This is a genomic window from Streptomyces violens, assembly GCF_000717745.1.
In the GTDB taxonomy this organism is placed as follows: Bacteria; Actinomycetota; Actinomycetes; order Streptomycetales; family Streptomycetaceae; genus Streptomyces; species Streptomyces violens.
In genome coordinates this window covers 460,260-483,288 of record NZ_JOBH01000002.1, presented here as the reverse complement: position 1 = coordinate 483,288, position 23,029 = coordinate 460,260, and the positions used below count along the sequence as shown (strand labels likewise).

The window sequence follows — 23,029 nt, the reverse complement described above, 5'->3', positions numbered from 1 at the left end:
GCAGTGACGCTTCTCCACCTGGCCCCCCTTTAACTGGGGTTATACAGGAGGCGCGGGCGCGGGCAGCGGTTGTCCACAGGCCGCCCCCCCGCCCGCCTCCCGCGGCGGCCCTTCCAGCCGCCGCCCGTAACCGCAGGTAACAAATGCGGTCCCCGGCATGGGAACCGCGACGACGACAAGGCACGATCGAACCCGTGGCAGACATCATCACCGTCGACGACCCCGACGACCCCCGGCTGCGCGACTACACCGGCCTCACCGACGTCGAGCTGCGGCGGCGCCGCGAGCCGGCCGAGGGGCTGTTCATCGCCGAGGGCGAGAAGGTGATCCGGCGCGCCAAGCACGCCGGATACGAGATGCGGTCCATGCTGCTCTCCGCCAAGTGGGTCGACGTCATGCGCGACGTGATCGACGAGGTACCGGCCCCGGTGTACGCGGTGGACCCCAAGCTCGCCGAACAGGTGACCGGTTACCACGTGCACCGCGGCGCGCTCGCCTCCATGCAGCGCAAGCCGCTCCCGGAGGCGGGCGAGCTGCTCGCCTCCGCGCGCCGCGTCGTCGTCATGGAAGCCGTCAACGACCACACCAACATCGGCGCGATCTTCCGCAGCGCGGCGGCGCTCGGCATGGACGCCGTACTGCTGTCACCGGACTGCGCCGACCCGCTCTACCGGCGGTCGGTCAAGGTGTCCATGGGGGCGGTGTTCTCCGTACCGTACGCGCGCCTGGAGCAGTGGCCGCGCAGCCTGGAGACCGTACGGGAGGCGGGCTTCAAGCTGCTCGCGCTCACGCCCGACGAGAAGGCCACCCCGATCGACGAGGCCGCGCCGCACAGCCTGGAGCGCGCCGCGCTGATGCTCGGCGCCGAGGGCGACGGGCTGTCCCGGCAGGCCCTGGTTGCGGCGGACGAATGGGTCCGCATCCCGATGGCACACGGCGTCGACTCGCTGAACGTCGGCGCGGCCGCCGCGGTCGCCTTCTACGCGGTGGCGACGGGGCGGCAGGGGACGGCCTGAGCCTCGTACTCGGGCGCGGCCTGAGCTTGTACTCGGGGACGTCCTGAGCCTCGTACTACGTGTGGGCTTCGTACTACGGGTGAGGGTCAGCGTCCGCTGATGTACCAGGTGACGTACCCGGCACCTGAGCGTCCGTCGCGTGCGTCCCCTGCCCGTGCCCCGAGCCCAGTACGCCCAGCCCGCGCGTGGGTCCCTGGCAGCCCTGGGCAGCCGCGATGCCCAGTGCCACGAGCAGCGTCACCGTCACGAACACGATGAGCCGCTGGCGCAGCAGTCTGCGGTCCGGGCCCGCCGGGCGGCGGCCGCCGGAGGTCGTCCTGGCCGGACGTGAACCGTTTCGCCCAGCCGATCGCGCGCCGGGCACCCGGCCCGAGGAGCGGCCGCCGGAGCGCCCGTTGGAGTGCGGGGCCGAGGACCGGCCGTTCGAGCCCGGGCCCGCTGACCTGCCGTTGGAGCCGGGTCCCGAGCGGCCGTTGGAGCCCGCGGGTGCCGTCCGGCCGTTGGAGCCGGGGGAGGCCGAGCGGCCGTTGGAGCCCGCGGGCGCGGACCGGCCGTTCGAGCCGGAGGCGGCCGAGCGTCCGCTGGAGCCGGCCGGTGCCGACCTGCCGTTGGAGCCCGCCGCCTGCCGTCCGCCGTTCGGGCCCGGCGCCGGGGGCCAGCCGTCGTTCGCGCCCGCCGCCGACCGCGAACCGGCCGGGCGGGAGACCGAGGGGCGCGAAGACGACTGCGGACGCGGCGTGCCCGTGCCGTGCCCCGGCGTGTGCCGCTCGTCCGCACGCTGGCGTACGAAGTCCTCCGCCCGGCGCCCACCGGGCCGCTCGGGCCCGCCCCGCTCCGTACGGAGCATCTCGCCGGGCAGCCCGTCCACCGGGCCGTCGGACAGCCCGTGCGCCTCCCGCGCGGCGATCTCCTTCAGCCGCAGCGACAGCGTCAGCGTGCTCGGCCGCTCGGCCGGGTCCTTGGCCAGGCAGCCGGCCACCAGCGGCGCCAGCGACTCCGGCACCCCGGCGAGCTGCGCCTCCTCGTGGACGACGCGGTACAGCATGACCTCGGAACTGCCGTGCCCGAAGGGCGAGTCCGCGGTACAGGCGTACGCCAGCGTGGCCCCCAGCGCGAAGATGTCCGTGGCCGGCGTGACGGCCGCGCCGCGCACCTGCTCGGGCGCGAGGAAGCCGGGCGAGCCGACGGCCGTGCCGACGTGCGTGAGCGTGCTCGCGCCGGTCGCCCAGGCGATGCCGAAGTCGATGATCCGCGGGCCCTTGGGGGACAGCAGGATGTTCGAAGGCTTCAAGTCACGGTGGACCACACCCGCGTCATGGACGGCGAGCAGCCCCTCGGAGAGCGCGGCGCCGATCGTGGCGACCTGCGCCGGGGGCAGCGGACCCTCGTCGTTGACCTTGTCGTGCAGCGAGGGGCCCGGGACGTACTGGGTCGCGAACCACGGCCGGTCCGCGTCCAGGTCGGCCGCCACCAGCCGCGCCGTACAGCCGCCCCGGATACGCCGCGCGGCCTGCACCTCGCGCGCGAACCGGGAGCGGAACTCGTGGTCCTCGGCCAGGTCCGGGCGGATCACCTTCAGGGCCACCCGCTGGCCGCGCTTGTCGGACCCGAGGTAGACCACGCCCATCCCGCCGGCGCCCAGCCGGCGGTGCAGCCGGAACGAGCCGACGACCCGCGGATCCTCGCGCCGGAGCCGCATCATCGCCATGTCCGTCCCCTACCTGCGGTGGGGAGGCCCCACTCCGCTGCATCCGTCTGACGTGCCACAGCTTACGGATTGACGGGGCGCCGCGCTGTCAGGCCGCGCATGCGTCGGCCATGGATTGCCGGCGGCGCGCGTACGGTGTGCGTGGCGGACCCGGAATCGGCCTCCCTGCGCGCCGAGTTCCGCGCCGCGCTCCCAAGCTTCGGGCACAGCAGGGAGTTTGGCGCGCGGACGGGTGGCGGTGCACCGGCGGTGCCGCCGCGGGGGTGCCGGGACGGGCGGCCCGGTGCGGCGTGGCGGTCCGGCCCACGGGCCGGGCCGGCGGCCGGCGGGGGAGCGGCGCGCGTGACCGAAGTCACGCGAAAGGGGTGTCACCGGGCGCAGTCGGGCGCCTCCTCCGGGTTCTCCCCGAAAGCCGGTACTGGATCTCCACCCAGGGGAGTAGATGAGGGGCCTCGGCCTCATCCTCCCGGAGGCCCGCCGATCGGTACGTCGGGCTGACGTACCGGGGCCGCCGGCTGCCTAATGTGGAGGTCAGGCGGTGGGCGCAAGCACTCGTCCCCCGAGGTTGGACGCCCGCCGCCGCCACGACGAACGGGAGACGGGGCGATGGCGGACACGGCGGGACGCACGGTTCTCCGGACGCACACGGTCCTCCGTACACAGGGGCGCAGGATGGCTGCCGCGTTCGGCGGCCGGCAGCCGTCCGGTCCCCGCCATCCGCTGGTGGCGGTGGCCATGGTGCTGCCGCTGGCGGCGCTGCTGACCGTCGTCTTCGGCGGCTGGGAAGCGGTCGTCACACAGGCGTCGTCCGTGGCCGGAATGCTGGGGCGCTGACGCGCGCCGGTCCCGGAAGAGCGGTCCGGGACCGGAGGCGTACGGCGCTCCGGGGACACACCTCCGGCCGATTGACCCCGTGGGGACGGGGGTGCGGCGGACGGCACGAACGGCCGGGCATCTGGGGAGATGCCCGGCCTTCGCGCGTCCGGAGCCGTACCGCCGGGCGCCAAGCCGCCGGCGCCCAGGAGCCGGGCGCCGGATGCCAGGGCCCTCACGCACGTACGCCCAGGTAGCCCTGCGTACCATCCCTCCGGCGGGGCCGGCCGGCGTGCGCCGCGAACCGGTTCCGTACGCACGAGAGGGAACGATGTCCCGCGCCCTGATACGCCGCCTCGCGGCACTCTCCGAAGCGCCCGGGCCCGAGGAGGCCCACGTCGTCCTCGCCGACCGCCCCGACGGCACCGTGGTCAGCGGCGGGCGGACCGTCGCCAAGGCGCACGCGCCCGACTGCGACGCCGCCGCGCTCGCCGTCCGGCTGCGCATCGCCGCCCACCCCCGCCTGCACGGCACGCTGCTGCCCCCACTGCCCGTCACCGGCCCGGACGGCTACCTCGTCCGGTACGACGACGGCCGCCCGCTCACCCGCTGGCCGTACGGCCGGCCGGTCGCGCCCGACGACCCGGACGCCGCGCCCTGGGAGGACGCGGCCCGGCTCCTCGCCCGGCTGCACGCCGTCGACCCGGAGACACTGCCCGGGCCGGTCCCGCCGATGCGCGGCCCGGCCAAGGCCGCCCGCGCGCTGGCCCGGATGCGGTCCGCGCCCACCGCCGCCGTGCCGTCCCTGACGGCCGCGGCACGCGCCGTCGAGGGCGGCTGGGCCGCGCTGCCGCCCTGGGCGCGCGACGAGGCGCCCGCGCCGGGCCCCGGCCTGCTCTGCCACGGCGACCTGCACCTGGGCCAGCTCGTGCGGCACCCCGTGCCGGACGGGCGCTGGCTGCTCATCGACGTCGACGACCTCGGCGTGGGGGAGGCCGGCTGGGATCTCGCCCGGCCCGCCGCCTGGTTCGCGAGCGGCCTGCTCGCGCCCGAGGTGTGGACACGATTCCTCGGCGCATACCGGGCCGCCGGCGGCCGTGCCGTCCGCCCCGACGGCGACCCGTGGCCGGAACTCGACGTCCCCGCCCGCGCCCTGACGGTCCAGACCGCCGCCCTGGCCCTCGCCAAGGCCGCCCCGGAAGGCCGCCCGCTGGACGAAGTGGAGACCGCGCTCGTGGACTCCTGCGCGCGCATGGCCTGATGACGCCTGCTCCGGCGACAAACCGTTACGTACCAGGTCTGGTGACAAGCTGTTACGTACCAGGTCTGGTGACAAGCTGTTACGTACCGGGGCAGTTGAGGCGCGATGAGAGTCGTAGGGTGAACGGACCAACGGCGGACGGAGGTTCCGTCGCCGCCGCCGTGCGATCAGTAGGAGTTGAGCCGACATGCAGTGTCCCAAGTGCCATGCGCCGATGCACACGTACAACCGCAACGGGGTCCAGATCGAGCAGTGCGCGGGCTGCCGGGGGATTTTCCTGGACTACGGCGAGCTGGAGTCGCTGACCCGGCTGGAGTCCCAGTGGTCGCAGCAGGCCCCGCCGCCTCCGCCCGCCGCCCCGGCTCCGGCCCCGCAGGCGTACCCGGCCGCGCCGGCCTGGGGCGCTCCGCACCACGGCCACCATGGTCACCACGGGCAGCACGGACATCACGGCCACCGCAGCTTCGGCCGGATGCTCTTCTCCTCCTGAGGAACGCAGAAGGGCCGGAGCGGATGCTCCGGCCCTTCTGCTTGCCGTGTGGACGATACTGGGATTGAACCAGTGACCTCTTCCGTGTCAGGGAAGCGCTCTCCCGCTGAGCTAATCGTCCTCGGGACCACGGTCACTCCGAGGAGCGGACCATGGGCACTGCGTGCGCGATACTGGGATTGAACCAGTGACCTCTTCCGTGTCAGGGAAGCGCTCTCCCGCTGAGCTAATCGCGCGGGGTTCGATCCTTATTAGATCATGGTCTCTGCGGACCCTGATCCTTGGGATCAGTGGACGATACTGGGATTGAACCAGTGACCTCTTCCGTGTCAGGGAAGCGCTCTCCCGCTGAGCTAATCGTCCTTGGAGGTGGAGACGGGATTTGAACCCGTGTAGACGGCTTTGCAGGCCGTTGCCTCGCCTCTCGGCCACTCCACCTGGAGTGCAGGGGTTCGGGAAGATCCCCCACTCAGAGCGGACAACGAGGCTCGAACTCGCGACCTCAACCTTGGCAAGGTTGCGCTCTACCAACTGAGCTATGTCCGCAGGTGCCTCCCTCAGACTACCGTCTGAGAGCTGCTGTCTTCGGTCGGCTTCCGCTTTTCGCTTCCGCGTCCCGGCGACGTGTTGAACTCTAGCGGATTCCTGGGCCAGTACAAAAACGCGTTTGTGCAGCGTGCTGCGGTGCTCGCTCGACAGGGGCGGCAGCGGGGGCGCCGTCCTAGACTCGGCGGCGTGCCCGATCTCCCTCCCCTCGCCCGCTTCGGCGGCCTGATCGCCTCCGACCTGCGCGATGTCACCAGCGACCCCGCCGCCCTGGACTCCACCGGCTGGTGGGCAGTGGTGGCCGACTTCGAGGGCCGCTTCGTGTGCGCGCGCTTCGGAGACGTACGGGAGGACGCGGGCGGCACCACAGGCCCGACCGCCCGCGGCGCCTGGCGCGGGCCCGCGCGTGACGCCTGGACCAGCTCCCTGGACCGCGCCGCCTACACCGCGGGCGTACGCCGGATACGCGAGCACATCGCGGCCGGCGAGGTCTACCAGGCGAACCTCTGCCGAATTCTGTCCGCACCGCTGCCCGACCCCGAGCGCACGGACGTGGACGCGCTGACCGCGCTGCTGGCCCGCGGCAACCCCGCGCCGTACGCAGGAACGGTCCGCCTCCCCGCCCACGGCGTCGAGGTCGCCACCGCATCGCCCGAGCTCTACCTGCGCCGCGACGGCCGCACCGTCGAGTCCGGCCCCATCAAGGGCACCGGCCGCACCGCCGATGACCTGCTGGAGAAGGACCACGCCGAGAACGTGATGATCGTCGACCTGGTCCGCAACGACATGGGACGGGTCTGCGCCACCGGCTCGGTGACCGTCCCCGCGCTCTGTGCCGTCGAGGCCCACCCCGGCCTCGTCCACCTGGTCTCCACCGTCCGCGGCGAACTCCGCGCCGGCGCCGGCTGGCCCGAGCTGCTGATCGGCACCTTCCCGCCCGGCTCCGTCACCGGCGCGCCCAAGCGCAGCGCCCTGGACATCATCGAAACCCTGGAGACCGCGCCCCGCGGCCCGTACTGCGGCGGCATCGGCTGGGTCGACGCCGACCGCGGCACCGGCGAGCTCGCCGTCGGCATCCGCACCTTCTGGATCGACCGGCAGGCCGCCGCCGGGCCCGTCCTGCGCTTCGGTACCGGCGCCGGCATCACCTGGGGCTCCGACCCCGACCGCGAATGGGACGAAACCGAACTCAAGGCGGCCCGGCTGCTGGCGGTAGCGTCGGAGGCGTACGAGACAACTGGAGGAGCGACGCGATGAAGATCTGGCTCGACGGGGAGCTGCAGGACGCCGACAGCGCCCGGGTCTCCGTCTTCGACCACGGACTGACGGTCGGCGACGGCGTCTTCGAGACCGTGAAGGCGGAGCGCGGCCGCGCCTTCGCGCTCACCCGGCACCTCCACCGGCTGACCTCGTCAGCGCGGGGCCTCGGCCTGCCCGACCCCGACGAGGACGAAGTACGCCGCGCCTGCGAGGCCGTACTGGCCGCCAACCCCATGCCGCTCGGCCGGCTGCGGGTCACCTACACCGGCGGCCACTCCCCGCTCGGCTCCGACCGGGGCGAGGAGCGCCCCACCCTCGTCGTCGCGCTCGGCGAGACCACCCGCAGGCCCGACACCACGGCGACGGTCACCGTCCCCTGGACCCGCAACGAACGCGGCGCGCTCACCGGCCTGAAGACCACCTCGTACGCCGAGAACGTCGTCGCGCTCGCCCGCGCCCGGCAGCACGGCGCCTCCGAGGCGCTGTTCGCCAACACCGTGGGACAGCTCTGCGAGGGCACCGGCTCCAACGTCTTCGTCGTACTCGACGGCGAACTGCACACCCCGCCGCTGGAATCCGGCTGCCTGGCCGGCATCACCCGCGCCCTGACCGCCGAATGGACCGGCGCCAAGGAGACCGACCTGCCCTTCGACGCGCTGGAGCAGGCCGAGGAGATCTTCCTGACCTCCACGCTCCGCGACGTCCAGGCAGTCACCCGCAACGACGCCCGGCAGCTCGGCGACGGCCCCGGACCCGTCACCGCCAAGGCCATGCGGATCTTCGCCGAACGGTCCGCCGCGGACTTCGACCCGCGCTGAGCACGGCGCCGGGGCCCGGTCGCCGAGGACTGCGGGCCGGGCCGATGACTGACGAGCCGTACGCGGGTAGAACAACAGCGTGACCACAACGCTGCGCCCCACCGGACCGGAAGAGCGCCAGGAGGGCGGCGGCCGGGCCCGTACGTACGACGTCTGCGTCAACAGCCGCCCCGTGGGACGGCTGCGCCTCGCCACCGACCCGCGCGCCGCGCTGCCCACCGGCCGCCTCGCCGACCTGTGGATAGCCGAGCCCGACCGGCGGCGCGGCCGCGCCACCGTCGCCGCCCTGGCCGCCGAGGAAGTGCTGCGCTTCTGGGGCTGCCGGCGCATCGAGTTCCTCGTGCCCGCCGGCGCCACGCCCGCGCTGCGGCTGAGCGCGGCCCTCGGCTACACCGAGCGCGCCCGCCGGATGCGCAAGGACCTCACCACCCCGCCCGCGCTGCCTCCCGGCAGCGTCGACCGGCCGCTGGACGACGCGGAGTACCCCGTCTGGCTCGCGGCCGCGCAGGACGAGTACGTACAGGCCATGGTCCGGGAGGGCGCGTCGGCCGAGCGCGCCGCCGAGCTGGCGGACGCCGACCACCGCCTGCTGCTGCCCGACGGCCCGCACACCCCGGGGCAGAGCCTGCGCGTGCTGCGTCACGAGGGCACGGACGTGGGTACGGTCTGGACCGCGCTGCACGCACCGGGGCAGCCGGGCGGTTACGTGTACGACGTACGGGTCGCGCCCGAGCACCGCGGCCGCGGCCACGGGCGCACCCTGATGGGGATGGCCGAGCGGGAGTGCCTGGCGGCGGGCAGCCGCAGCCTCGGCCTCAACGTCTACGCCGACAACCCGACAGCGCGCGGGCTGTACGAGTCCCTCGGGTACCGCGTCGTGGACCACCGGCTGTCGAAGCCACTGCTGTGAGCGGCAACTGAAGTCACGGAGTTACTCGGCGGCCAGCAGCCGGTCCGCGATCTCCTCGACGCGGGCGCGCAGCCCCTCCTGGCTCTTGCCGCCGTCCAGCCGCTCGCCGCCGATGACGTACGTGGGCGTGCCCGTGACGCCGATCGCCTTGCCCTCGGCCTGGTCCGCGTCGACGATCAGCAGATGCCGGCCGTCGATCAGCGCGGTGTCCAGCTCCTCGGCGTCCAGGCCCAGCTCCCCGGCCACCTTCACCAGCAGCTTCTCGCCCTGCTTCGCCAGCTCGTCCGTGCGCCCGAGGACGGCCTCCACGTACGCCCAGCCCTGCCCCTGCTCGATGGCCTCTTCAGCGGCCTGCGCGGCGGCGTAGGCGTGCTTGTGCTTCTCGAGCGGGAAGTGGCGCAGCCGGATCTCCAGCCGGTCGCCGTAGCGCTCGCGCAGCGCGCGCAGGTCGTCCAGGGCGGCGTGGCAGTCGGGGCACTGCAGCTCGCACCAGACGTCCAGGACGGGAGGGGCGGCTGCGGGGGAGGAAGCGTCGTTCATGGGGCCAGTCTTCCAGCACCCGCGGCCCTGGCCGAACGGAACCCGGGGCCCGGCGGCATGGCCCCCGTGCCGGGCGAGAGGGCACGATGGGGGGAGAACCGTCCACCGCAGGAGGACCCCATGCTGACCTCGACCGTCTGCGCCGTGCTGTCGGTGGCCGGCCTGGGCATCGCCGCGCTGACCGCCTTCCGCCGGCGCTTCCTCGCCGCGACGCGCATCGCCGCCTTCGCGCTGATCCCGATCGGCCTGGTCATGACCGGTGTCATCGACTGGATCACGGACCTGGCCCTCAAGCCGACCGTGTGGGCGGGCTTCGGCGTACTGGCGCTCTCGGCCCTGCTGTTCCTGGTGAGCCGGGCGGCCGAGCGCCGGTCGATGAGCCGTAAGGAACGCCGCGCCTACGGGGCGAATCGAACGAACCCGTCCCCCCAGCAGGGGGTTACCCAAGGGCGGGGCGCGGAAATCCAGTCGGGGGCCCGGTCCGGTGGGCGTTCCGATGACCGCGCCGGTGGTGACCGCGCCGGTTCCCGCGCCCGTGACGCGGACGACTTCTCCGATATCGAAGCCATCCTGAAAAAGCACGGGATCTGAGGAACTCCCCCTCCTGCGGGGGAATCTTTGGCCCTCGCGCTGATCACCTGCGCCATGATCTCCGCGAGATGAACGATGAGTGCGCCCTGACCCGGGAGAACACCACCCGGGCCCCCGAATCCCGCGGCTGCCTGTTCGCCCTGTCCCAGCCGCCCCTGATGCTCTTCCTCACCGTGATCGGCGTCCTGCTCCTGCTGGGCGCCGTGCACGACCTCTTCGTGCTCTAGCGCCGGCGGCCCTGCCTCCGGCAGGGGCTCAGCTCGCGGCCTCGCGGCGGCGTGCCCGGTACGCGGCGACGTGCAGGCGGTTGCCGCAGGTCCGGCTGTCGCAGTAGCGGCGCGAGCGGTTCCGGGAGAGGTCGACGAAGGCATGCCGGCAGTCCGGTGCCTCGCAGCGCCGCAGCCGCTCCCGCTCGCCGGCGACGACCAGGAACGCCAGCGCCATCCCGCCGTCCGCCGCGAGGTGGTCGGCGACCGAGGCGCCGGGCGCGAAGTAGTGCACGTGCCAGTCGTACCCGTCGTGGTCGGTCAGCCGCGGCGTGGTGCCGGCCGCCGCCACCAGCGAATTCAGCAGCTCGGCCGCGCTGCGGTCGTCGTCCGCCGCGAAGACCTGGGCGAATCTCGACCGTACGGAGCGCACGGACGCCAGGTCCCGTTCGGTGAGCGTGCCGACATCGCTGAAGGCGTTGCGGGCGACGAACTCGTGCAGGGCCGGCACGTCGCTGAGGGCGTCCGGAGCCGCTGGGGCCCCGCCCTCGGGCGCGGTGTTCAGGAGGTCGACGACCGCCTCCAGCGCGCACCGGGTGTCGTGGGTGATCATCACGGGTCGCTCCCAGGCCGGGAGGGGCGGATTCTGCCGCCCCCCGGGATCCATGGGCGGTGGCCGGTGATCTCCAGCGATCGACCGGCCGCCCCCTTGCCGAATGGTCGCCGACTCTAGCGCCTCCAACAAGGCCCGGCGGCCACCGGTGCCGCAGGTTTCCCCGGCTCCCCGCTGCCCGTCCGGGCCGGTCAGACGGAAACGGCGCCGCGCTCGGTACGGAAGCGGTGCCCGCTCAGTACGGGCACGGCGCCCGCTCAGTACGGAAGCGACGCCGTCGCCGCGGTGGTCTCCGCGGCGACGGCGCCGGTGCTTGCCGTATGAACTTGTCCGTCCTGCGCCGTCTCCCCGAGTCGGACGGCGCGAGTGGTGAGCGGTTGACGCGGTACGCGGCCGCGGGTCTCCTCAGCTCTCCGCGAGGATGTGGGAGAGCTCCGTGTCGAGATCGAAGTGTCGGTGCTCGGTGCCGGGCGGGACCGCGGCATCCGTGCGCTTGAGGAAGGATTCCAGAGCCCGCGCCGGGGCTTCGAGCAGCGCCTCGCCCTCCGGAGAGCTCAGGGCAATACAGACGACTCCCTGTCCGTGACTCCGGGACGGCCAGACGCGGACGTCGCCGGTGCCGGTGGGCCGGTGCAGGCCCTCGGCGAGGAGATCACGGGCGAAAACCCACTCGACCGTCTCCTCGGCTCCGGTGTGGAAGGTGGCGTGCACGGCATAAGGATCGGCCGTGTCATACCGCAGGCCCGCAGGTACAGGCAGTGAGGACTCGCTCGACACAACGAGGCGCAGGTGCAGCTCGCAGCTGACCGTGGTGTTCATACGCCAGGGCCTTTCGCTCAGTGTGCGCTCGGGGGTTCGCACGTCGGCGAAATCGACATGCCACCTACGGTGGCGTTGTAAACCCCTCTGACTGTTTTGGGTGGCTTCGAGTACCTCTTACGGCGGAGTCCCGGATCCTCCCGAGCGTTCATGCGGGGGTGCCGAGCGTCGGGTAGGTTTGCCGGTATGAATGCGGAGAGTGACGAGCGTCGGGGCGCCCCAGGGGGCGCGTCGACACAGGGCGCGACGGCGATCCCGCAGAAGCTGGGGTCCAAGGCGCCGCATTTCGTGAAGCGCTCCCGGACCCTGCACATGAGCTGGCAGGTCGGGATCTTCATCATCGGGCTCGCGGTGGTCGTCGGCGGCATCATCATGCTGCCGCTGCCCGGGCCCGGCTGGCTGGTGATCTTCGCCGGCATGGCGATCTGGGCGACCGAGTTCGTCTGGGCACAGCTCGTGCTCCGCTGGACCAAGCGCAAGGTCACCGAGGCCGCCCAGAAGGCCATGGACCCCAAGGTCCGGCGGCGCAACATCATCCTCACCACGATCGGCGTCGTGATCGTGGTCGCGGCCCTCGCGGTGTATGTGTGGAAGTTCGGCTTCGAGATGCCCTGGCGCATAACCGAGTGACCACGGTCCGGCCGCACCGTGGTCAGGGACCCCGCTGACATGGGGTAATGTTGGCGGTGCGCCAGGCCGCAAGGCACCGGCGCCCCGGGCGATTAGCTCAGTGGGAGAGCGCTTCGTTCACACCGAAGAGGTCACTGGTTCGAACCCAGTATCGCCCACAAGTGCGAGGGTGAAGTGTGCTTGCCAACAGCGCAAGCCGCTTCGCCCTCGTCGTGTTTTGCGCGGCTTCGCCGCGCGTAGCGGGGGCTCCGCCACCCACACCCCCGGGTCCGGAGGTTTCTTTGAACCTCCGGACCTTTCGGCGTTCCCGGCGCGGCACACTGGGCCCATGCCTGTCCGGCCGTCCCGCCTCCGCCCCCACCACTACCGCTTCCGCAGTGTCTGGCTGCTGGACGCCGCCCCCGGCGTCGTCTACGCCGTCCTGGAGCGGACCGAGTCCTATCCCCGCTGGTGGCCCCAGGTCGCCGAGGTGAATCGGACCGACGACCACTCCGGGTCCGCCCGCATCCGCTCCGTACTGCCGTACAGCCTGCGCGTCACCGCCCGCGAGACCCGCCGCGACCCGCGCGCCGGCGTCCTGGAGACGGCGCTGCACGGCGACATCGACGGCTGGGCGCGCTGGACGATCCGCCCGTACGGCACCGGCACCCGCGCGCTGTACGAGCAGGAGGTCGAGGTGCGCAGGCCCTTCATGCGGCTGCTGGCCTACCCCGGGCGGCCGTTCTTCCGCCTCAACCACACGCTGATGATGCGCGCCGGGCGGCGCGGACTGGCCGCCTGGCTGGCCCGGCACGAAGGAATTTGAAGTAACGCCGCCGCGACCTGTATTGTTCAGGTCGTTCGCGGGAGACCCCAAGGAAACCCCGGACGCATCCCGGGCGATTAGCTCAGTGGGAGAGCGCTTCGTTCACACCGAAGAGGTCACTGGTTCGAACCCAGTATCGCCCACAAGTGCGAGGGTGAAGTGTGTTCGCTGAAGAGCGAACCGCTTCGCCCTCGTCGTGTTTTGCGCGGCTTCGCCGCGCGTAGCGGGAGCTTCGCCACCCGCACCCCCGGGGCCGGACCGTCGCAACGGTCCGGCCTTCTGCGTACGTTCGTACGTTCACGCCGCGGCCGGCAGGTCCGGGCGGAGCGGCCAGTGCGGGTCCACCGCCTCCTCCGTGCCGTTGCGCGCGAACCACGCCTGCAGGCCCCGCGCTTGGGCCGCGTGCCACACCGCCTGCAGCGCGTGCAGCTCCGCCACGCTCAGCCCTTCGAGCCGCGTCGCGAAGACCTGCCCCAGCGCCCGTACGACCTGCAGTGACGCCGTCGCGTCCGCCGCCGCCTCGTGCGCCCCCGACAGCTCGACGCCGTAGTGCTCGCACAGGTCCGTCAGCGTCCGCCGGCCCTTGCGGTACCGGTCCAGATGCTTGTCCAGCACCCGCGGATCCAGCACGCACAACGACTGCGTACCGAGATACGCCGCCAGCGACGACGCGCGGTGCCGGCGCAACTCACGGTCCAGCAGCGTCAGATCGAACGGCGCGTTCATCACCACCAGCGGCCGCCCCGCCATCGCCTGCTCCGCCAGGGCCCGCGCTATCTCCTCCATCACCGGCGCAGGCCAGCGGCCGTACATCGCCAGATGCCCGGCCGTCAGGCCGTGCACCGCCGTCGCCGCCTCCGGGATGTCCACACCCGGATTGACCAGCCAGCGCGTGACCCGCGGAGTCGAGCGCGGCGTCTCCTGGACGACCAGGGCGGCGGAGACGATGCGGTCCTGCTCCACATCGATCCCCGTCGTCTCGGTGTCGAAGGCAGCCAGCGGACCGTCGAACCAGCACGGCATAGTCCCAACTCCTCGTGCTCCTGCGGCGGGTGGCCTGCCCCGGGCCGCCCGAGCTGGTGATACCCGGCCTCCACGGTTGTCGAACCGCCATTGTTTGTTGACCACTTGACACGGAGACAACACAGGGGGGACCACAGCCCCACGCGCGGTCCGCCGGACCGCCGTGCGGCCCGGACCCCACCGCACCCCCACGCACCCGACCGGCACCACCGCAACGCCCGGAAGGCACTGGAGCGATGACGCTCGCACAGCCCGAGCCGGGTGGGTTCCTGCCCGAGGAACCGGTACCGCTGCGCGGCCAGCTCGCCACCACCGCCTCCATGGAGACGCTCCAGGTGGGCTACCTCCACGCCGTGGCCGCGGCCGCCGGCTGCTCGCTCGCGCAGCCCTTCCCGGACAACGGCATCGACTGGCACGTCAGCCACGGCTCGACCGGCCACACCATCGACGACGAAGTGACCATCAAGGTGCAGCTCAAGTGCACCTACCAGGTCCCGCCCCGCCCGCCGGGGCCCAGCTTCGGCTTCACGCTGGACAACGACCATCTCGTGAAGCTCGCCCGTACCCCCGTCGCGGTGCACAAGATCCTGGTCGTGATGCTCGTACCGCGCACCCCCGAGGACTGGCTCCGCGCGAGCCACGACCGGCTCGAACTGCGGCACTGCTGTTACTGGATCAACCTGGCCGGCCAGCAGGCCACCGGCAGGCGCAAGACCACTGTGCGGATTCCGACCACGCGGATCTTCGACGACCGTGCGCTCGTCGAGATCATGACGCGGGTCGGGGCGGGAGGGAGACCCTGATGTACCGGCCGACCGACGAGCACCCACTCCCCGTTCCCGACCCCGCCCGGGTCGATCCGGCCGTTCTCACCGCCCTGCTGGGCCGGCACGGCTGGCACCGCCGCGGCGGCACCCAGGGCCAGTACGGCCGCTGGACCCCGCCCGGAGGCACCGCCGGTACCAGCCTTCTCGTGCCCGAGTCCGCCCGCTACCCCGACAGCACCGACCTGCTCGCCGAGGCCCTGACCGCGCTCGCCCGCAGCGCCGCGCCCTCGGCCCGCGAGGTGCTGGTCGGCCTCGCGCTGCCCAGCGACGAGGTGCGCTGGGAGCGCGACATCCCCGACGAGGGCTCCGGCGCGACCCTGTGGACCGCACAGGAACGGCTGCGCGCCGCCGCCCGCTCCCTGCTTGCCGCCGGGGCGCTCGGCACCTACGGGCGGGCCGGCTACCACGGCGCCCGGCACCGGCGGCAGGCCGAGGCACTGCTGGACCAGGTGCTGGTCGGCCCGGCCTCCGCGGGCCGCACCCTCACCGCGTACGTTCCGGTCACCGCGGGCCGCGGCACGGTCGCCGGCCTCCAGCGGGCGCTGCACGCCGCCCGCGACGCCACGGACTACCAGCGCGCCACGGGCGGCATGGAGGCCTACGAGGCCGCCGTCGAGCTGGGCGTCTGCCACGAGCTGACCGAGGCGCTGATCTCCCTGGTGCGCGGCGCCGAAGGGGTCCGCATCGAGATCCAGTGGTCACCGGCCGAGGGCGCGCCGCCGGGCTGCCCGGCCCGCCCCGAGCCCGTCGAGTTCACCCCCGGCGACCTGCCCGCGCTGCGGCAGGCCGCCCAGCAGTACGTACGGGACGAGCCCTCGCTCGCCGTGCGGGTGACCGGCACGGTCGTACGGATGCGCCGCGAGCGGCCCGACGGCGCGGGCGCGGTACGGCTGCGGGTGCTGGCCGGCGCGGACGTGGCGCAGGTCAGGGTCGCCCTCGGCGAGGAGGACTACCGGATCGCGGGCCACGCCCACCTGCTGGGACTGCCGGTCCGGGTGACCGGGCGGCTGGAGAGCCGTGGCGGCTTCCGGCGGATAACGGGGGCGAGCGGCGTCACGCCCGTACAGGTCGACGAGGCGGAGCGGGACCGGCTGCTGAAGTCGCTGCAGGAGAATCTGGACCACTTCGAGGAGGCGTGCGGGGGCGAGTGAGCCCCGCACCCCTCGCTGAGCCCCCGCACACCCGCGTGCCGGCTCACAGCGGCCCGGCAAACAACCGTTTCGCGAGGCGGGCCGGTGGCTCGGTACGATTCACCGTGCGCAGCGATCGCTGCCGCCCAGCAGACATGAGTCAGGAGAGTCCGGTGTCAGACGTCCGTGTGACCATCCAACGCGATTCCGAGCGGGAAGAACGCGTGGTGACCACGGGCACTACGGCCGCCGACCTCTTCCAGGGCGAGCGCAGCATCGTCGCGGCGCGGGTGGCCGGAGAGCTCAAGGACCTCGCGTACGAGGTCGCCGACGGCGAGACCGTCGAGCCCGTGGAGATCACTTCCGAGGACGGCCTGAACATCCTGCGGCACTCCACCGCGCATGTGATGGCGCAGGCCGTGCAGGAGCTGTTCCCGGAGGCCAAGCTCGGCATCGGCCCGCCCATCAAGGACGGCTTCTACTACGACTTCGACGTCGAGACCCCGTTCACCCCCGAGGACCTCAAGCGCATCGAGAAGAAGATGCAGGAGATCCAGAAGCGGGGCCAGCGCTTCTCGCGCCGGATCACCACCGACGAGGACGCCCGCGAGGAGCTGGCCGCCGAGCCGTACAAGCTCGAGCTGATCGGCCTCAAGGGCAAGGCCGGCGAGGCCGCCGAGGGCGCGGACGCGGAGGTCGGCGCCGGCGAGCTGACCATCTACGACAACCTCGACGCCAAGACCGGCGACCTGTGCTGGAAGGACCTCTGCCGAGGCCCGCACCTGCCCACCACCCGGAACATCCCGGCGTTCAAGCTGATGCGCTCCGCCGCGGCGTACTGGCGCGGCAGTGAGAAGAACAAGCAGCTCCAGCGCATCTACGGCACCGCCTGGCCGACCAAGGACGAGCTGAAGGCGTACCTGGAGTTCCTGGCGGAGGCCGAGAAGCGCGACCACCGCAAGCTCGGTGCCGAGCTGGACCTGTTCTCCTTCCCGGACGAGCTGGGCCCCGGCCTCGCGGTCTTCCACCCCAAGGGCGGCGTCATCCGCAAGGTGATGGAGGACTACTCCCGTCGCCGGCACGAGGACGCGGGCTACGAGTTCGTGAACACCCCGCACATCTCGAAGGAGCAGCTCTTCGAGACCTCGGGGCACCTCCCGCACTACGCGGAGGGCATGTTCCCGCCGATCGAGTTCGACGGGCAGAACTACCGCCTCAAGGCGATGAACTGCCCGATGCACAACCTGATCTTCAAGTCGCGCGGCCGTTCCTACCGCGAACTGCCCCTGCGCGCCTTCGAGTTCGGCACGGTGTACCGGTACGAGAAGTCCGGTGTGGTGCACGGCCTGACCCGCTCCCGCGGCTTCACCCAGGACGACGCGCACATCTACTGCACCAAGGAGCAGATGCCGGAGGAGCTGGACACGCTCCTGACCTTCGTGCTCGACCTGCTGCGCGACTACGGCCTGACCGAGTTCGAGCTGGAGCTGTCCACCCGCGACCCCGAGTCGGACAAGTTCATCGGCTCGGACGAGGACTGGGAGGAGGCCACCGAGGCGCTGCGCCAGGCGGCCGAGAAGCAGGGCCTGCCGCTGGTCCCGGACCCGGGCGGCGCCGCGTACTACGGCCCGAAGATCTCCGTCCAGGCGAAGGACGCGATCGGCCGGTCCTGGCAGATGTCGACCCTCCAGGTCGACTTCAACCAGCCCAAGCGGTTCGGCCTGGAGTACACCGCGGCGGACGGCTCCAAGCAGCAGCCCGTCATGCTGCACCGCGCCCTGTTCGGCTCGATCGAGCGGTTCTTCGGCGTGCTCCTGGAGCACTACGCCGGCGCCTTCCCGGTCTGGCTGGCGCCCGTCCAGGCCACCGGCATCCCGATCGGCGACACCCACGTCCCGTACCTGGAGGAGTTCGCCGCGGAGGCCCGCAAGAAGGGCCTGCGCATCGAGGTCGACTCGTCCTCGGACCGGATGCAGAAGAAGATCCGCAACGCCCAGAAGTCCAAGGTCCCCTACATGGTCATCGCGGGTGACGAGGACATGGAGAACGGCGCGGTGTCCTTCCGGTACCGGGACGGCTCCCAGGAGAACGGCATCCCGAAGGACGAGGCGATCGCCAAGATCCTCAAGGCGGTCGAGGAGCGCGCCCAGGTCTGATCCGGACCACAGCGCGAGGATTCGAGGGGCGGTCCGCCAGGGCCGCCCCTCGCCGCGTCCGTACCAGGGAATATGCTGCGTTTCATGACGACTGAGCCGGAGCAGCAGATCGGAGTCGGGACACAGGACGCCTTCCAGCGCCTGTGGACGCCGCACCGGATGGCCTACATCCAGGGTGAGAACAAGCCCACTGGCCCGGGGGCCGACGACGGCTGTCCGTTCTGCACGATCCCGGCGAAGTCCGACGAGGACGGCCTGGTCGTCGCCCGCGGCGAGCACGTGTACGCGGTGCTCAACCTCTACCCGTACAACGGCGGGCACCTCATGGTGGTGCCCTACCGGCACGTCGCCGACTACACCGAGCTGGACGACGCCGAGACGGCGGAGCTGGCGAAGCTCACGAAGCAGGCGATGGCGGCGCTGCGCGCGGCGTCCGGCGCGCACGGCTTCAACATCGGGATGAACCAGGGCGGCGTCGCCGGCGCCGGCATCGCCGCCCACCTGCACCAGCACGTCGTCCCGCGCTGGGGCGGCGACACGAACTTCATGCCGGTGGTCGGCCACACGCGGGTGCTGCCCCAGCTCCTCGCCGACACCCGCGCGATGCTGGCGGACGCCTGGCCGGCGGTGTAACGGCCGATCTCGCGCCCGGGGCCCGTACGGAATTCCGTACGGGCCCCGGATGTACCTACTGTGCGCAGCGGTTACGCGTCGTACACGTCGGCCTTCTTCGGCGCGGCGTCCTGGACCGCGCCGCTGAGGGCCAGCGAGCGGTTGTCGAAGCGCTCGGTGTCCACGCCGTTCTCCTTCAGGACGCTCATCGCGGCGGAGTGCACCACGCGCAGCACGGGCGTGGCGGCGCGCAGCGCGTCGTCCGCCATGAAGCGGTGCCGCCAGGGCTTGTCGGCCCAGGCGTGGCGCAGCCCGAAGGGCTCGGGCAGGACGAGCTTGCCGCCGAGGAAGTCCAGTACCGGCGGGAACCAGGTCAGCGGGGCGCGCGCGGCGAGGCGGACGACCTCGTCGGCGTCGATGAGCGGGAGCTGCCGTTCCTTGGTCTCCCAGAACTTCACGACCTTCGCCTCGGTCACGGTCTTGGCCTTGGGCTTGGTGGTGAAGAGGCCGTGGACCGGGCCGAGGGCGTGCCCCGTGACCTCGATGCGCAGCGTCTCGTGCAGCACGGTCACGGTGATCATGAGGGTGAGGACGAGCTGGCCGTCCCAGAGGACGAACTGGACGCCGAGGTAGTGGCGGTTGCCGCTGCCGAACTGCTGCTCGTTGCAGATCCGCTCTATCTCGTGCGGGCGGATCTGGAAGGCGTCGGTGTCGGTGCCATCGGGGCGGGCGACGGCGTCGGCGTTCTCACCGACGGGGGAGACGATCCAGTGCTTCACGGAGGGGGGCTGGCCGAAGCCGCCGGTGTGCAGCGGGCTGCGCTCCAGGAGGCGGAGCCGGTCGTGGATGACGCGGATGATGTCCCAGCTGCGGAAGGGGTGGATCTCGCTGTCCGGGTCCGCGGGCCGCAGCTCCTCGGCGAGCTGCCAGCTGCCCCAGCGGGTGCCCATGCCGAGTATGCCCTTGGGGCCGGCGTAGAAGACGACGTTGCTGGCCTGCTCGGCGGTGAGCTTGGCGAGGTTCTGGCGGAGGCGCTCGGCGGCGGTCTCGTTCGGGTCCTGGGGCACGGCCTCGGGGATCTTCGCGCCGACGCCGCCGCCTTCGAGGAGGCCCTTCCACGCGTCCCGCAGGTCGTTGGCGGTGCGCTCGCAGATCCGCTTGGCCCACCACCAGCCTATGACCGGGGCGATCAGCATCAGCCGGAGGTAGACCGTCCAGAAGCTGTCGAACGGGAGCTTGATCAGGAAAATCAGGGCGATGCCGCAGAGGGCCACGAGCAGCACCGTGCCCAGCGCGCTCTTGCCCTTGCTGGTGGCCTTGTCCAGGATTCGCTTGAGCTGGAAGCCGCCGAACCACAGGAGCACGCCGGGCAGGAAGAGCACCCCGAAGACGACCATGAGGACCGTCAGTTTGGCGTCCCGCTCCTTGCGGATGCGGTTGGCGGCGAGGCAGTGCTCGACGACGGTCTGCGGCTCGGTGCCGAAGGACTGGATGAGCGGCTTGCGGCCGCCGCCGAGCATCCGGACCACTACGGCGCGCGAGAACGCCTCGCCGAGGTTGGGCTCGAACAGCGAGAGCCGGGGCTTCTTGATGTCCGACTTGGCGGTGTCGGAGTCGGCCGCGGAGATGTCGGAGAGCGGGGAGTCCCGGTACGCGGCCGAGGCCAGCGCCTGGGTAGCGGCAGTCTGCCCCGCTCCGCCGGAGAGCGGGACCTGCGCTCCCGGGCTGAAGTCGAAGCCGTCAATCATCGTCACCAAGGCCCCCTCGCCGCCGTCTGCCCCTGCCGTTCGGCGTGCCCCGCAGAACGCCATTGAGCGACCTTCCCACCGGCCGCCCCCGGCACACCTCTGAGCTGCGCCCTCAGCGTACAGCCGACATACAGCCGGTGTACCGCCCAAGGGAGTTGAGAGCCTGCCCCCGGGCGGTACGCCGGCTGCTCCGCCGGTCGCCAAGAAGCGGACTAGCCGCCGTTCTCCGGCTTTTCGCGCTCTTCGCGGATCTTCGTGGCGAGCTGCGGCGGCATCGGCTCGTGCCGCGCGTACTTGCGGTGGAAGCGACCCGTGCCGTGCGAAAGTGACCGGAGATCGACGGCGTAGCGGCCGATTTCGATCTCCGGGACCTCGGCGCGCACCAACGTCCGGCCCGCGCCGGACTGTTCGGTGCCCACGACGCGGCCGCGCCGCCCGGACAGATCGCTCATCACCGGGCCCACGTAGTCGTCGGGCACCAGGACGGTGACCTCGGCGACCGGCTCCAGCAGGTGGATACGGGCGTCGGCGGCGGCCTCGCGCAGGGCGAGGGCGCCCGCGGTCTGGAACGCGGCGTCGGAGGAGTCCACGGAGTGCGCCTTGCCGTCGAGCAGTGTCACGCGGATGTCGACGAGCGGGTATCCGGCCGCGACCCCGCGCGCCGCCTGGGCCCGTACGCCCTTCTCCACGGACGGGATGAACTGCCGGGGCACGGCCCCGCCGACGACCTTGTCGACGAATTCGATGCCGCTGCCGCCCGGCAGCGGCTCGACCTCGATCTCGCAGATCGCGTACTGGCCGTGGCCGCCCGACTGCTTGACGTGCCGGCCGCGCCCGGCGGCCTTCGCGCCGAACGTCTCGCGCAGCGAGACCTTGTGCGGTACGGCGTCGACCTGGACTCCGTACCGGGCGCGCAGCCGCTCCAGCGCCACGTCCACGTGCGCCTCGCCCAGGCACCACAGGACGACCTGGTGGGTGTGGGGGTTCTGCTCCAGGCGCATCGTGGGGTCCTCGGCGACGAGCCGTGCGAGGCCCTGGGAGAGCTTGTCCTCGTCGGCCTTGCTGTGCGCCTGGATGGCGACCGGCAGCAGCGGGTCGGGCATGTCCCAGGGCGCCATCAGCAGCGGCGCGTCCTTGGCGGAGAGGGTGTCGCCGGTCTCGGCGCGGGAGAGCTTCGCGACGCAGGCCAGGTCGCCGGCGACGACCTTGGTGACCGTGCGCTGCTGCTTGCCGAAGGGGGCCGACAGGGCGCCGACGCGCTCGTCGACGTCGTGGTCCTCGTGCCCGCGGTCGGCCAGTCCGTGCCCGGAGACGTGCACCGTCTCGTCGGGGTGCAGGGTGCCGGAGAAGACCCGCACGAGGGACAGCCGGCCGACGTACGGGTCGGAGGAGGTCTTGACGACCTCGGCGGCCAGCGGCCCGGCGGGGTCGCAGGTGAGGGCGGGGCGGGGCTTGCCGTCGGGGGTGGTGACGGGCGGGACCTCGCGCTCGGCGGGCGCGGGGAAGCCGCCGGTGATCAGCTCCAGCAGCTCGATGGTGCCCAGGCCCTCCTTGCTGCCCTCGGCGGCGGGCGCCGCGGCCAGTACGGGGTGGAAGCTGCCGCGCGCGACGGCGGTCTCCAGGTCGCCGATGAGCGTCTTGATGTCGATGTCCTCGCCGCCGAGGTAGCGGTCCATCAGGGACTCGTCCTCGCTCTCGGCGATGATCCCCTCGATGAGGCGGTTGCGGGCCTCCTCGATGAGGGGCAGCTCGCCGGTCTCGGGATCGCGCTCCTTCCTGCTGCCTCCGGAGTAGTCGTACACCCGCTGGGAGAGCAGCCCGATCAGGCCGTGCACGGGGGAGTGGCCGTCGGCACCGGCCTCGCCGTACAACGGGAGGTACAGCGGCAGCACGGCGTCGGGGTCCTCGCCGCCGAAGGCCGTGCGGCAGGTCTCGGTCATGCCGTCGAAGTCGGCGCGGGCCGCTTCGAGGTGGGTGATCACTATGGCGCGGGGCATTCCCACGGCCGCGCACTCGTCCCAGACCATTCGGGTGGCGCCGTCCACGCCGTCCGCCGCCGAGACAACGAAAAGGGCCGCGTCCGCTGCCCGCAGACCGGCCCTCAGCTCCCCGACGAAATCGGCGTATCCGGGAGTGTCCAGAAGATTGATTTTGATCCCGTCCCATTCGACCGGGACCAGGGAGAGCTGTACGGAGCGTTGCTGCCGGTGCTCGATCTCGTCGTAGTCGGAGAGGCAGCCGCCGTCCTCCACCCGGCCCGCCCTGTTGACCGCGCCCGACGCGAGCGCGAGGGCTTCGACCAGGGTGGTCTTCCCCGATCCGCTGTGGCCGACCAGCACCACATTCCGTACGGAGGAGGGGTGGTCGACCGCCGTTGCCCTGCCGGCGGCTCCTGGATGTGTGCTCGTCTTGTCACCCATGTTCTGCCTCCAGGTCGACACTCTGCGGTGTTCCGAGCTTTCCACCGAGGTCATGGTGCGTCCATACATCGCACAAGGGACGATAGG

Annotated in this window: 22 protein-coding genes and 7 tRNA genes; 17 read left to right on the top strand and 12 right to left on the bottom strand. The window is 72.1% G+C overall.

Annotation, left to right across the window (positions count from 1 at the left end; all coding sequences use genetic code 11):
* The first annotated feature begins 194 nt into the window (after positions 1–194).
* Positions 195–1,016 (top strand): TrmH family RNA methyltransferase, encoded by an 822-nt coding sequence (locus IF04_RS0105525; protein ID WP_030251747.1) that lies wholly within the window; start codon positions 195–197, stop codon positions 1,014–1,016.
* 73 nt (positions 1,017–1,089) lie between these two features.
* Here IF04_RS0105525 and IF04_RS39500 read toward each other — a convergent pair whose 3' ends face one another.
* Complete coding sequence (locus IF04_RS39500) at positions 1,090–2,724, bottom strand: protein kinase domain-containing protein (RefSeq protein ID WP_037958307.1); 1,635 nt, start codon at positions 2,722–2,724, stop codon at positions 1,090–1,092.
* 606 nt (positions 2,725–3,330) lie between these two features.
* Between IF04_RS39500 and IF04_RS0105515 the strand changes: the two genes are divergently transcribed.
* From IF04_RS0105515 to IF04_RS0105505, 3 genes are all read left to right on the top strand, one after another.
* A complete protein-coding gene (locus IF04_RS0105515; RefSeq protein ID WP_030251742.1) occupies positions 3,331–3,558 on the top strand; it encodes a hypothetical protein in 228 nt (75 codons plus the stop codon).
* Between the two features lie 310 nt (positions 3,559–3,868).
* Positions 3,869–4,798, top strand: coding sequence for a phosphotransferase family protein (locus IF04_RS0105510; protein ID WP_030251739.1), 930 nt, complete (start codon positions 3,869–3,871; stop codon positions 4,796–4,798).
* Between the two features lie 187 nt (positions 4,799–4,985).
* The gene (locus IF04_RS0105505) at positions 4,986–5,288 is read left to right on the top strand and encodes a TFIIB-type zinc ribbon-containing protein (RefSeq protein WP_078599871.1); all 303 of its coding nucleotides are present in this window, start codon (positions 4,986–4,988) and stop codon (positions 5,286–5,288) included.
* 49 nt (positions 5,289–5,337) lie between these two features.
* On the opposite strand, the gene IF04_RS0105500 is transcribed toward IF04_RS0105505, so the two are convergent.
* The 5 genes from IF04_RS0105500 to IF04_RS0105480 form a co-directional block, all read right to left on the bottom strand.
* Positions 5,338–5,409: transfer RNA gene (locus tag IF04_RS0105500), tRNA-Val, on the bottom strand.
* A gap of 43 nt (positions 5,410–5,452) precedes the next feature.
* A tRNA-Val gene (locus IF04_RS0105495) sits at positions 5,453–5,524 on the bottom strand.
* A gap of 55 nt (positions 5,525–5,579) precedes the next feature.
* Positions 5,580–5,651: transfer RNA gene (locus IF04_RS0105490), tRNA-Val, on the bottom strand.
* Position 5,652: 1 nt separating this feature from the next.
* Positions 5,653–5,726 (bottom strand) — tRNA-Cys (locus IF04_RS0105485).
* Positions 5,727–5,761: 35 nt separating this feature from the next.
* Positions 5,762–5,834: transfer RNA gene (locus IF04_RS0105480), tRNA-Gly, on the bottom strand.
* A gap of 189 nt (positions 5,835–6,023) precedes the next feature.
* Here IF04_RS0105480 and IF04_RS0105475 point away from each other — a divergent pair.
* From IF04_RS0105475 to IF04_RS0105465, 3 genes are all read left to right on the top strand, one after another.
* Positions 6,024–7,091, top strand: coding sequence for a chorismate-binding protein (locus tag IF04_RS0105475; RefSeq protein ID WP_030251733.1), 1,068 nt, complete (start codon positions 6,024–6,026; stop codon positions 7,089–7,091).
* Positions 7,088–7,912, top strand: coding sequence for an aminotransferase class IV (locus IF04_RS0105470; protein WP_030251729.1), 825 nt, complete (start codon positions 7,088–7,090; stop codon positions 7,910–7,912). Before IF04_RS0105475 ends, IF04_RS0105470 begins: the two co-directional genes overlap by 4 nt.
* A 79-nt stretch (positions 7,913–7,991) precedes the next feature.
* On the top strand, positions 7,992–8,822 hold the full coding sequence (locus IF04_RS0105465; protein WP_030251727.1) for a GNAT family N-acetyltransferase: 831 nt from the start codon (positions 7,992–7,994) through the stop codon (positions 8,820–8,822).
* Positions 8,823–8,843: 21 nt separating this feature from the next.
* On the opposite strand, the gene IF04_RS0105460 is transcribed toward IF04_RS0105465, so the two are convergent.
* On the bottom strand, positions 8,844–9,362 hold the full coding sequence (locus IF04_RS0105460; protein ID WP_030251724.1) for a DsbA family protein: 519 nt from the start codon (positions 9,360–9,362) through the stop codon (positions 8,844–8,846).
* Between the two features lie 120 nt (positions 9,363–9,482).
* Between IF04_RS0105460 and IF04_RS0105455 the strand changes: the two genes are divergently transcribed.
* Positions 9,483–9,953 (top strand): hypothetical protein, encoded by a 471-nt coding sequence (locus IF04_RS0105455; protein WP_030251721.1) that lies wholly within the window; start codon positions 9,483–9,485, stop codon positions 9,951–9,953.
* A gap of 68 nt (positions 9,954–10,021) precedes the next feature.
* The gene (locus IF04_RS39010) at positions 10,022–10,180 is read left to right on the top strand and encodes a hypothetical protein (protein WP_169746111.1); all 159 of its coding nucleotides are present in this window, start codon (positions 10,022–10,024) and stop codon (positions 10,178–10,180) included.
* Positions 10,181–10,208: 28 nt separating this feature from the next.
* On the opposite strand, the gene IF04_RS0105445 is transcribed toward IF04_RS39010, so the two are convergent.
* Both IF04_RS0105445 and IF04_RS0105440 read right to left on the bottom strand, forming a co-directional pair.
* Positions 10,209–10,775 (bottom strand): CGNR zinc finger domain-containing protein, encoded by a 567-nt coding sequence (locus IF04_RS0105445; RefSeq protein WP_030251718.1) that lies wholly within the window; start codon positions 10,773–10,775, stop codon positions 10,209–10,211.
* Between the two features lie 402 nt (positions 10,776–11,177).
* Positions 11,178–11,591, bottom strand: coding sequence for an SsgA family sporulation/cell division regulator (locus tag IF04_RS0105440; RefSeq protein ID WP_003959770.1), 414 nt, complete (start codon positions 11,589–11,591; stop codon positions 11,178–11,180).
* A gap of 186 nt (positions 11,592–11,777) precedes the next feature.
* On the opposite strand from IF04_RS0105440, the gene IF04_RS0105435 reads away from it, so the two are divergent.
* From IF04_RS0105435 to IF04_RS0105420, 4 genes are all read left to right on the top strand, one after another.
* Positions 11,778–12,221, top strand: a complete 444-nt coding sequence (locus IF04_RS0105435; protein WP_030251716.1) for a TIGR02611 family protein — start codon at positions 11,778–11,780, stop codon at positions 12,219–12,221.
* 86 nt (positions 12,222–12,307) lie between these two features.
* Positions 12,308–12,379 (top strand) — tRNA-Val (locus tag IF04_RS0105430).
* 170 nt (positions 12,380–12,549) lie between these two features.
* Entirely contained in the window at positions 12,550–13,026 is a 477-nt protein-coding gene (locus IF04_RS0105425; RefSeq protein WP_030251714.1) for an SRPBCC family protein, read from the top strand.
* A 71-nt stretch (positions 13,027–13,097) separates the two neighbouring features.
* Positions 13,098–13,169, top strand: a tRNA-Val gene (locus IF04_RS0105420).
* A 154-nt stretch (positions 13,170–13,323) separates the two neighbouring features.
* Here IF04_RS0105420 and IF04_RS0105415 read toward each other — a convergent pair.
* Complete coding sequence (locus IF04_RS0105415; protein ID WP_030251712.1) at positions 13,324–14,049, bottom strand: 3'-5' exonuclease; 726 nt, start codon at positions 14,047–14,049, stop codon at positions 13,324–13,326.
* Between the two features lie 236 nt (positions 14,050–14,285).
* On the opposite strand from IF04_RS0105415, the gene IF04_RS0105410 reads away from it, so the two are divergent.
* From IF04_RS0105410 to IF04_RS0105395, 4 genes are all read left to right on the top strand, one after another.
* Complete coding sequence (locus IF04_RS0105410; RefSeq protein ID WP_030251710.1) at positions 14,286–14,852, top strand: DUF4365 domain-containing protein; 567 nt, start codon at positions 14,286–14,288, stop codon at positions 14,850–14,852.
* The gene (locus IF04_RS0105405; RefSeq protein WP_030251708.1) at positions 14,852–16,027 is read left to right on the top strand and encodes a hypothetical protein; all 1,176 of its coding nucleotides are present in this window, start codon (positions 14,852–14,854) and stop codon (positions 16,025–16,027) included. Before IF04_RS0105410 ends, IF04_RS0105405 begins: the two co-directional genes overlap by 1 nt.
* Before the next feature lie 152 nt (positions 16,028–16,179).
* A complete protein-coding gene (gene thrS / locus IF04_RS0105400; RefSeq protein ID WP_030251707.1) occupies positions 16,180–18,162 on the top strand; it encodes a threonine--tRNA ligase in 1,983 nt (660 codons plus the stop codon).
* Positions 18,163–18,234: 72 nt separating this feature from the next.
* The gene (locus IF04_RS0105395; RefSeq protein WP_030251704.1) at positions 18,235–18,795 is read left to right on the top strand and encodes an HIT family protein; all 561 of its coding nucleotides are present in this window, start codon (positions 18,235–18,237) and stop codon (positions 18,793–18,795) included.
* Between the two features lie 71 nt (positions 18,796–18,866).
* On the opposite strand, the gene IF04_RS0105390 is transcribed toward IF04_RS0105395, so the two are convergent.
* Both IF04_RS0105390 and IF04_RS0105385 read right to left on the bottom strand, forming a co-directional pair.
* Entirely contained in the window at positions 18,867–20,522 is a 1,656-nt protein-coding gene (locus IF04_RS0105390; protein ID WP_030251702.1) for a hypothetical protein, read from the bottom strand.
* A gap of 212 nt (positions 20,523–20,734) precedes the next feature.
* Positions 20,735–22,942: an elongation factor G-like protein EF-G2 gene (locus IF04_RS0105385; protein WP_030251699.1), complete on the bottom strand. Its 2,208-nt coding sequence runs from the start codon at positions 22,940–22,942 to the stop codon at positions 20,735–20,737.
* Between the last annotated feature and the right edge of the window lie 87 nt (positions 22,943–23,029).

Coding starts and splice junctions, on each gene's coding strand:
- IF04_RS0105460 (WP_030251724.1), bottom strand. CDS start 9,362: ATGAACGACGCTTCCTCCCCCGCAGCCGCCCCTCCCGTCCTGGACGTC.
- IF04_RS0105415 (WP_030251712.1), bottom strand. CDS start 14,049: ATGCCGTGCTGGTTCGACGGTCCGCTGGCTGCCTTCGACACCGAGACG.
- IF04_RS0105440 (WP_003959770.1), bottom strand. CDS start 11,591: ATGAACACCACGGTCAGCTGCGAGCTGCACCTGCGCCTCGTTGTGTCG.
- IF04_RS0105395 (WP_030251704.1), top strand. CDS start 18,235: ATGCTGCGTTTCATGACGACTGAGCCGGAGCAGCAGATCGGAGTCGGG.
- IF04_RS0105425 (WP_030251714.1), top strand. CDS start 12,550: ATGCCTGTCCGGCCGTCCCGCCTCCGCCCCCACCACTACCGCTTCCGC.
- IF04_RS0105510 (WP_030251739.1), top strand. CDS start 3,869: ATGTCCCGCGCCCTGATACGCCGCCTCGCGGCACTCTCCGAAGCGCCC.
- IF04_RS39500 (WP_037958307.1), bottom strand. CDS start 2,724: ATGGCGATGATGCGGCTCCGGCGCGAGGATCCGCGGGTCGTCGGCTCG.
- IF04_RS39010 (WP_169746111.1), top strand. CDS start 10,022: ATGAACGATGAGTGCGCCCTGACCCGGGAGAACACCACCCGGGCCCCC.
- IF04_RS0105515 (WP_030251742.1), top strand. CDS start 3,331: ATGGCGGACACGGCGGGACGCACGGTTCTCCGGACGCACACGGTCCTC.
- IF04_RS0105505 (WP_078599871.1), top strand. CDS start 4,986: ATGCAGTGTCCCAAGTGCCATGCGCCGATGCACACGTACAACCGCAAC.
- IF04_RS0105385 (WP_030251699.1), bottom strand. CDS start 22,942: ATGGGTGACAAGACGAGCACACATCCAGGAGCCGCCGGCAGGGCAACG.
- IF04_RS0105435 (WP_030251716.1), top strand. CDS start 11,778: ATGAATGCGGAGAGTGACGAGCGTCGGGGCGCCCCAGGGGGCGCGTCG.
- IF04_RS0105470 (WP_030251729.1), top strand. CDS start 7,088: ATGAAGATCTGGCTCGACGGGGAGCTGCAGGACGCCGACAGCGCCCGG.
- IF04_RS0105455 (WP_030251721.1), top strand. CDS start 9,483: ATGCTGACCTCGACCGTCTGCGCCGTGCTGTCGGTGGCCGGCCTGGGC.
- IF04_RS0105410 (WP_030251710.1), top strand. CDS start 14,286: ATGACGCTCGCACAGCCCGAGCCGGGTGGGTTCCTGCCCGAGGAACCG.
- IF04_RS0105390 (WP_030251702.1), bottom strand. CDS start 20,522: ATGATTGACGGCTTCGACTTCAGCCCGGGAGCGCAGGTCCCGCTCTCC.
- IF04_RS0105405 (WP_030251708.1), top strand. CDS start 14,852: ATGTACCGGCCGACCGACGAGCACCCACTCCCCGTTCCCGACCCCGCC.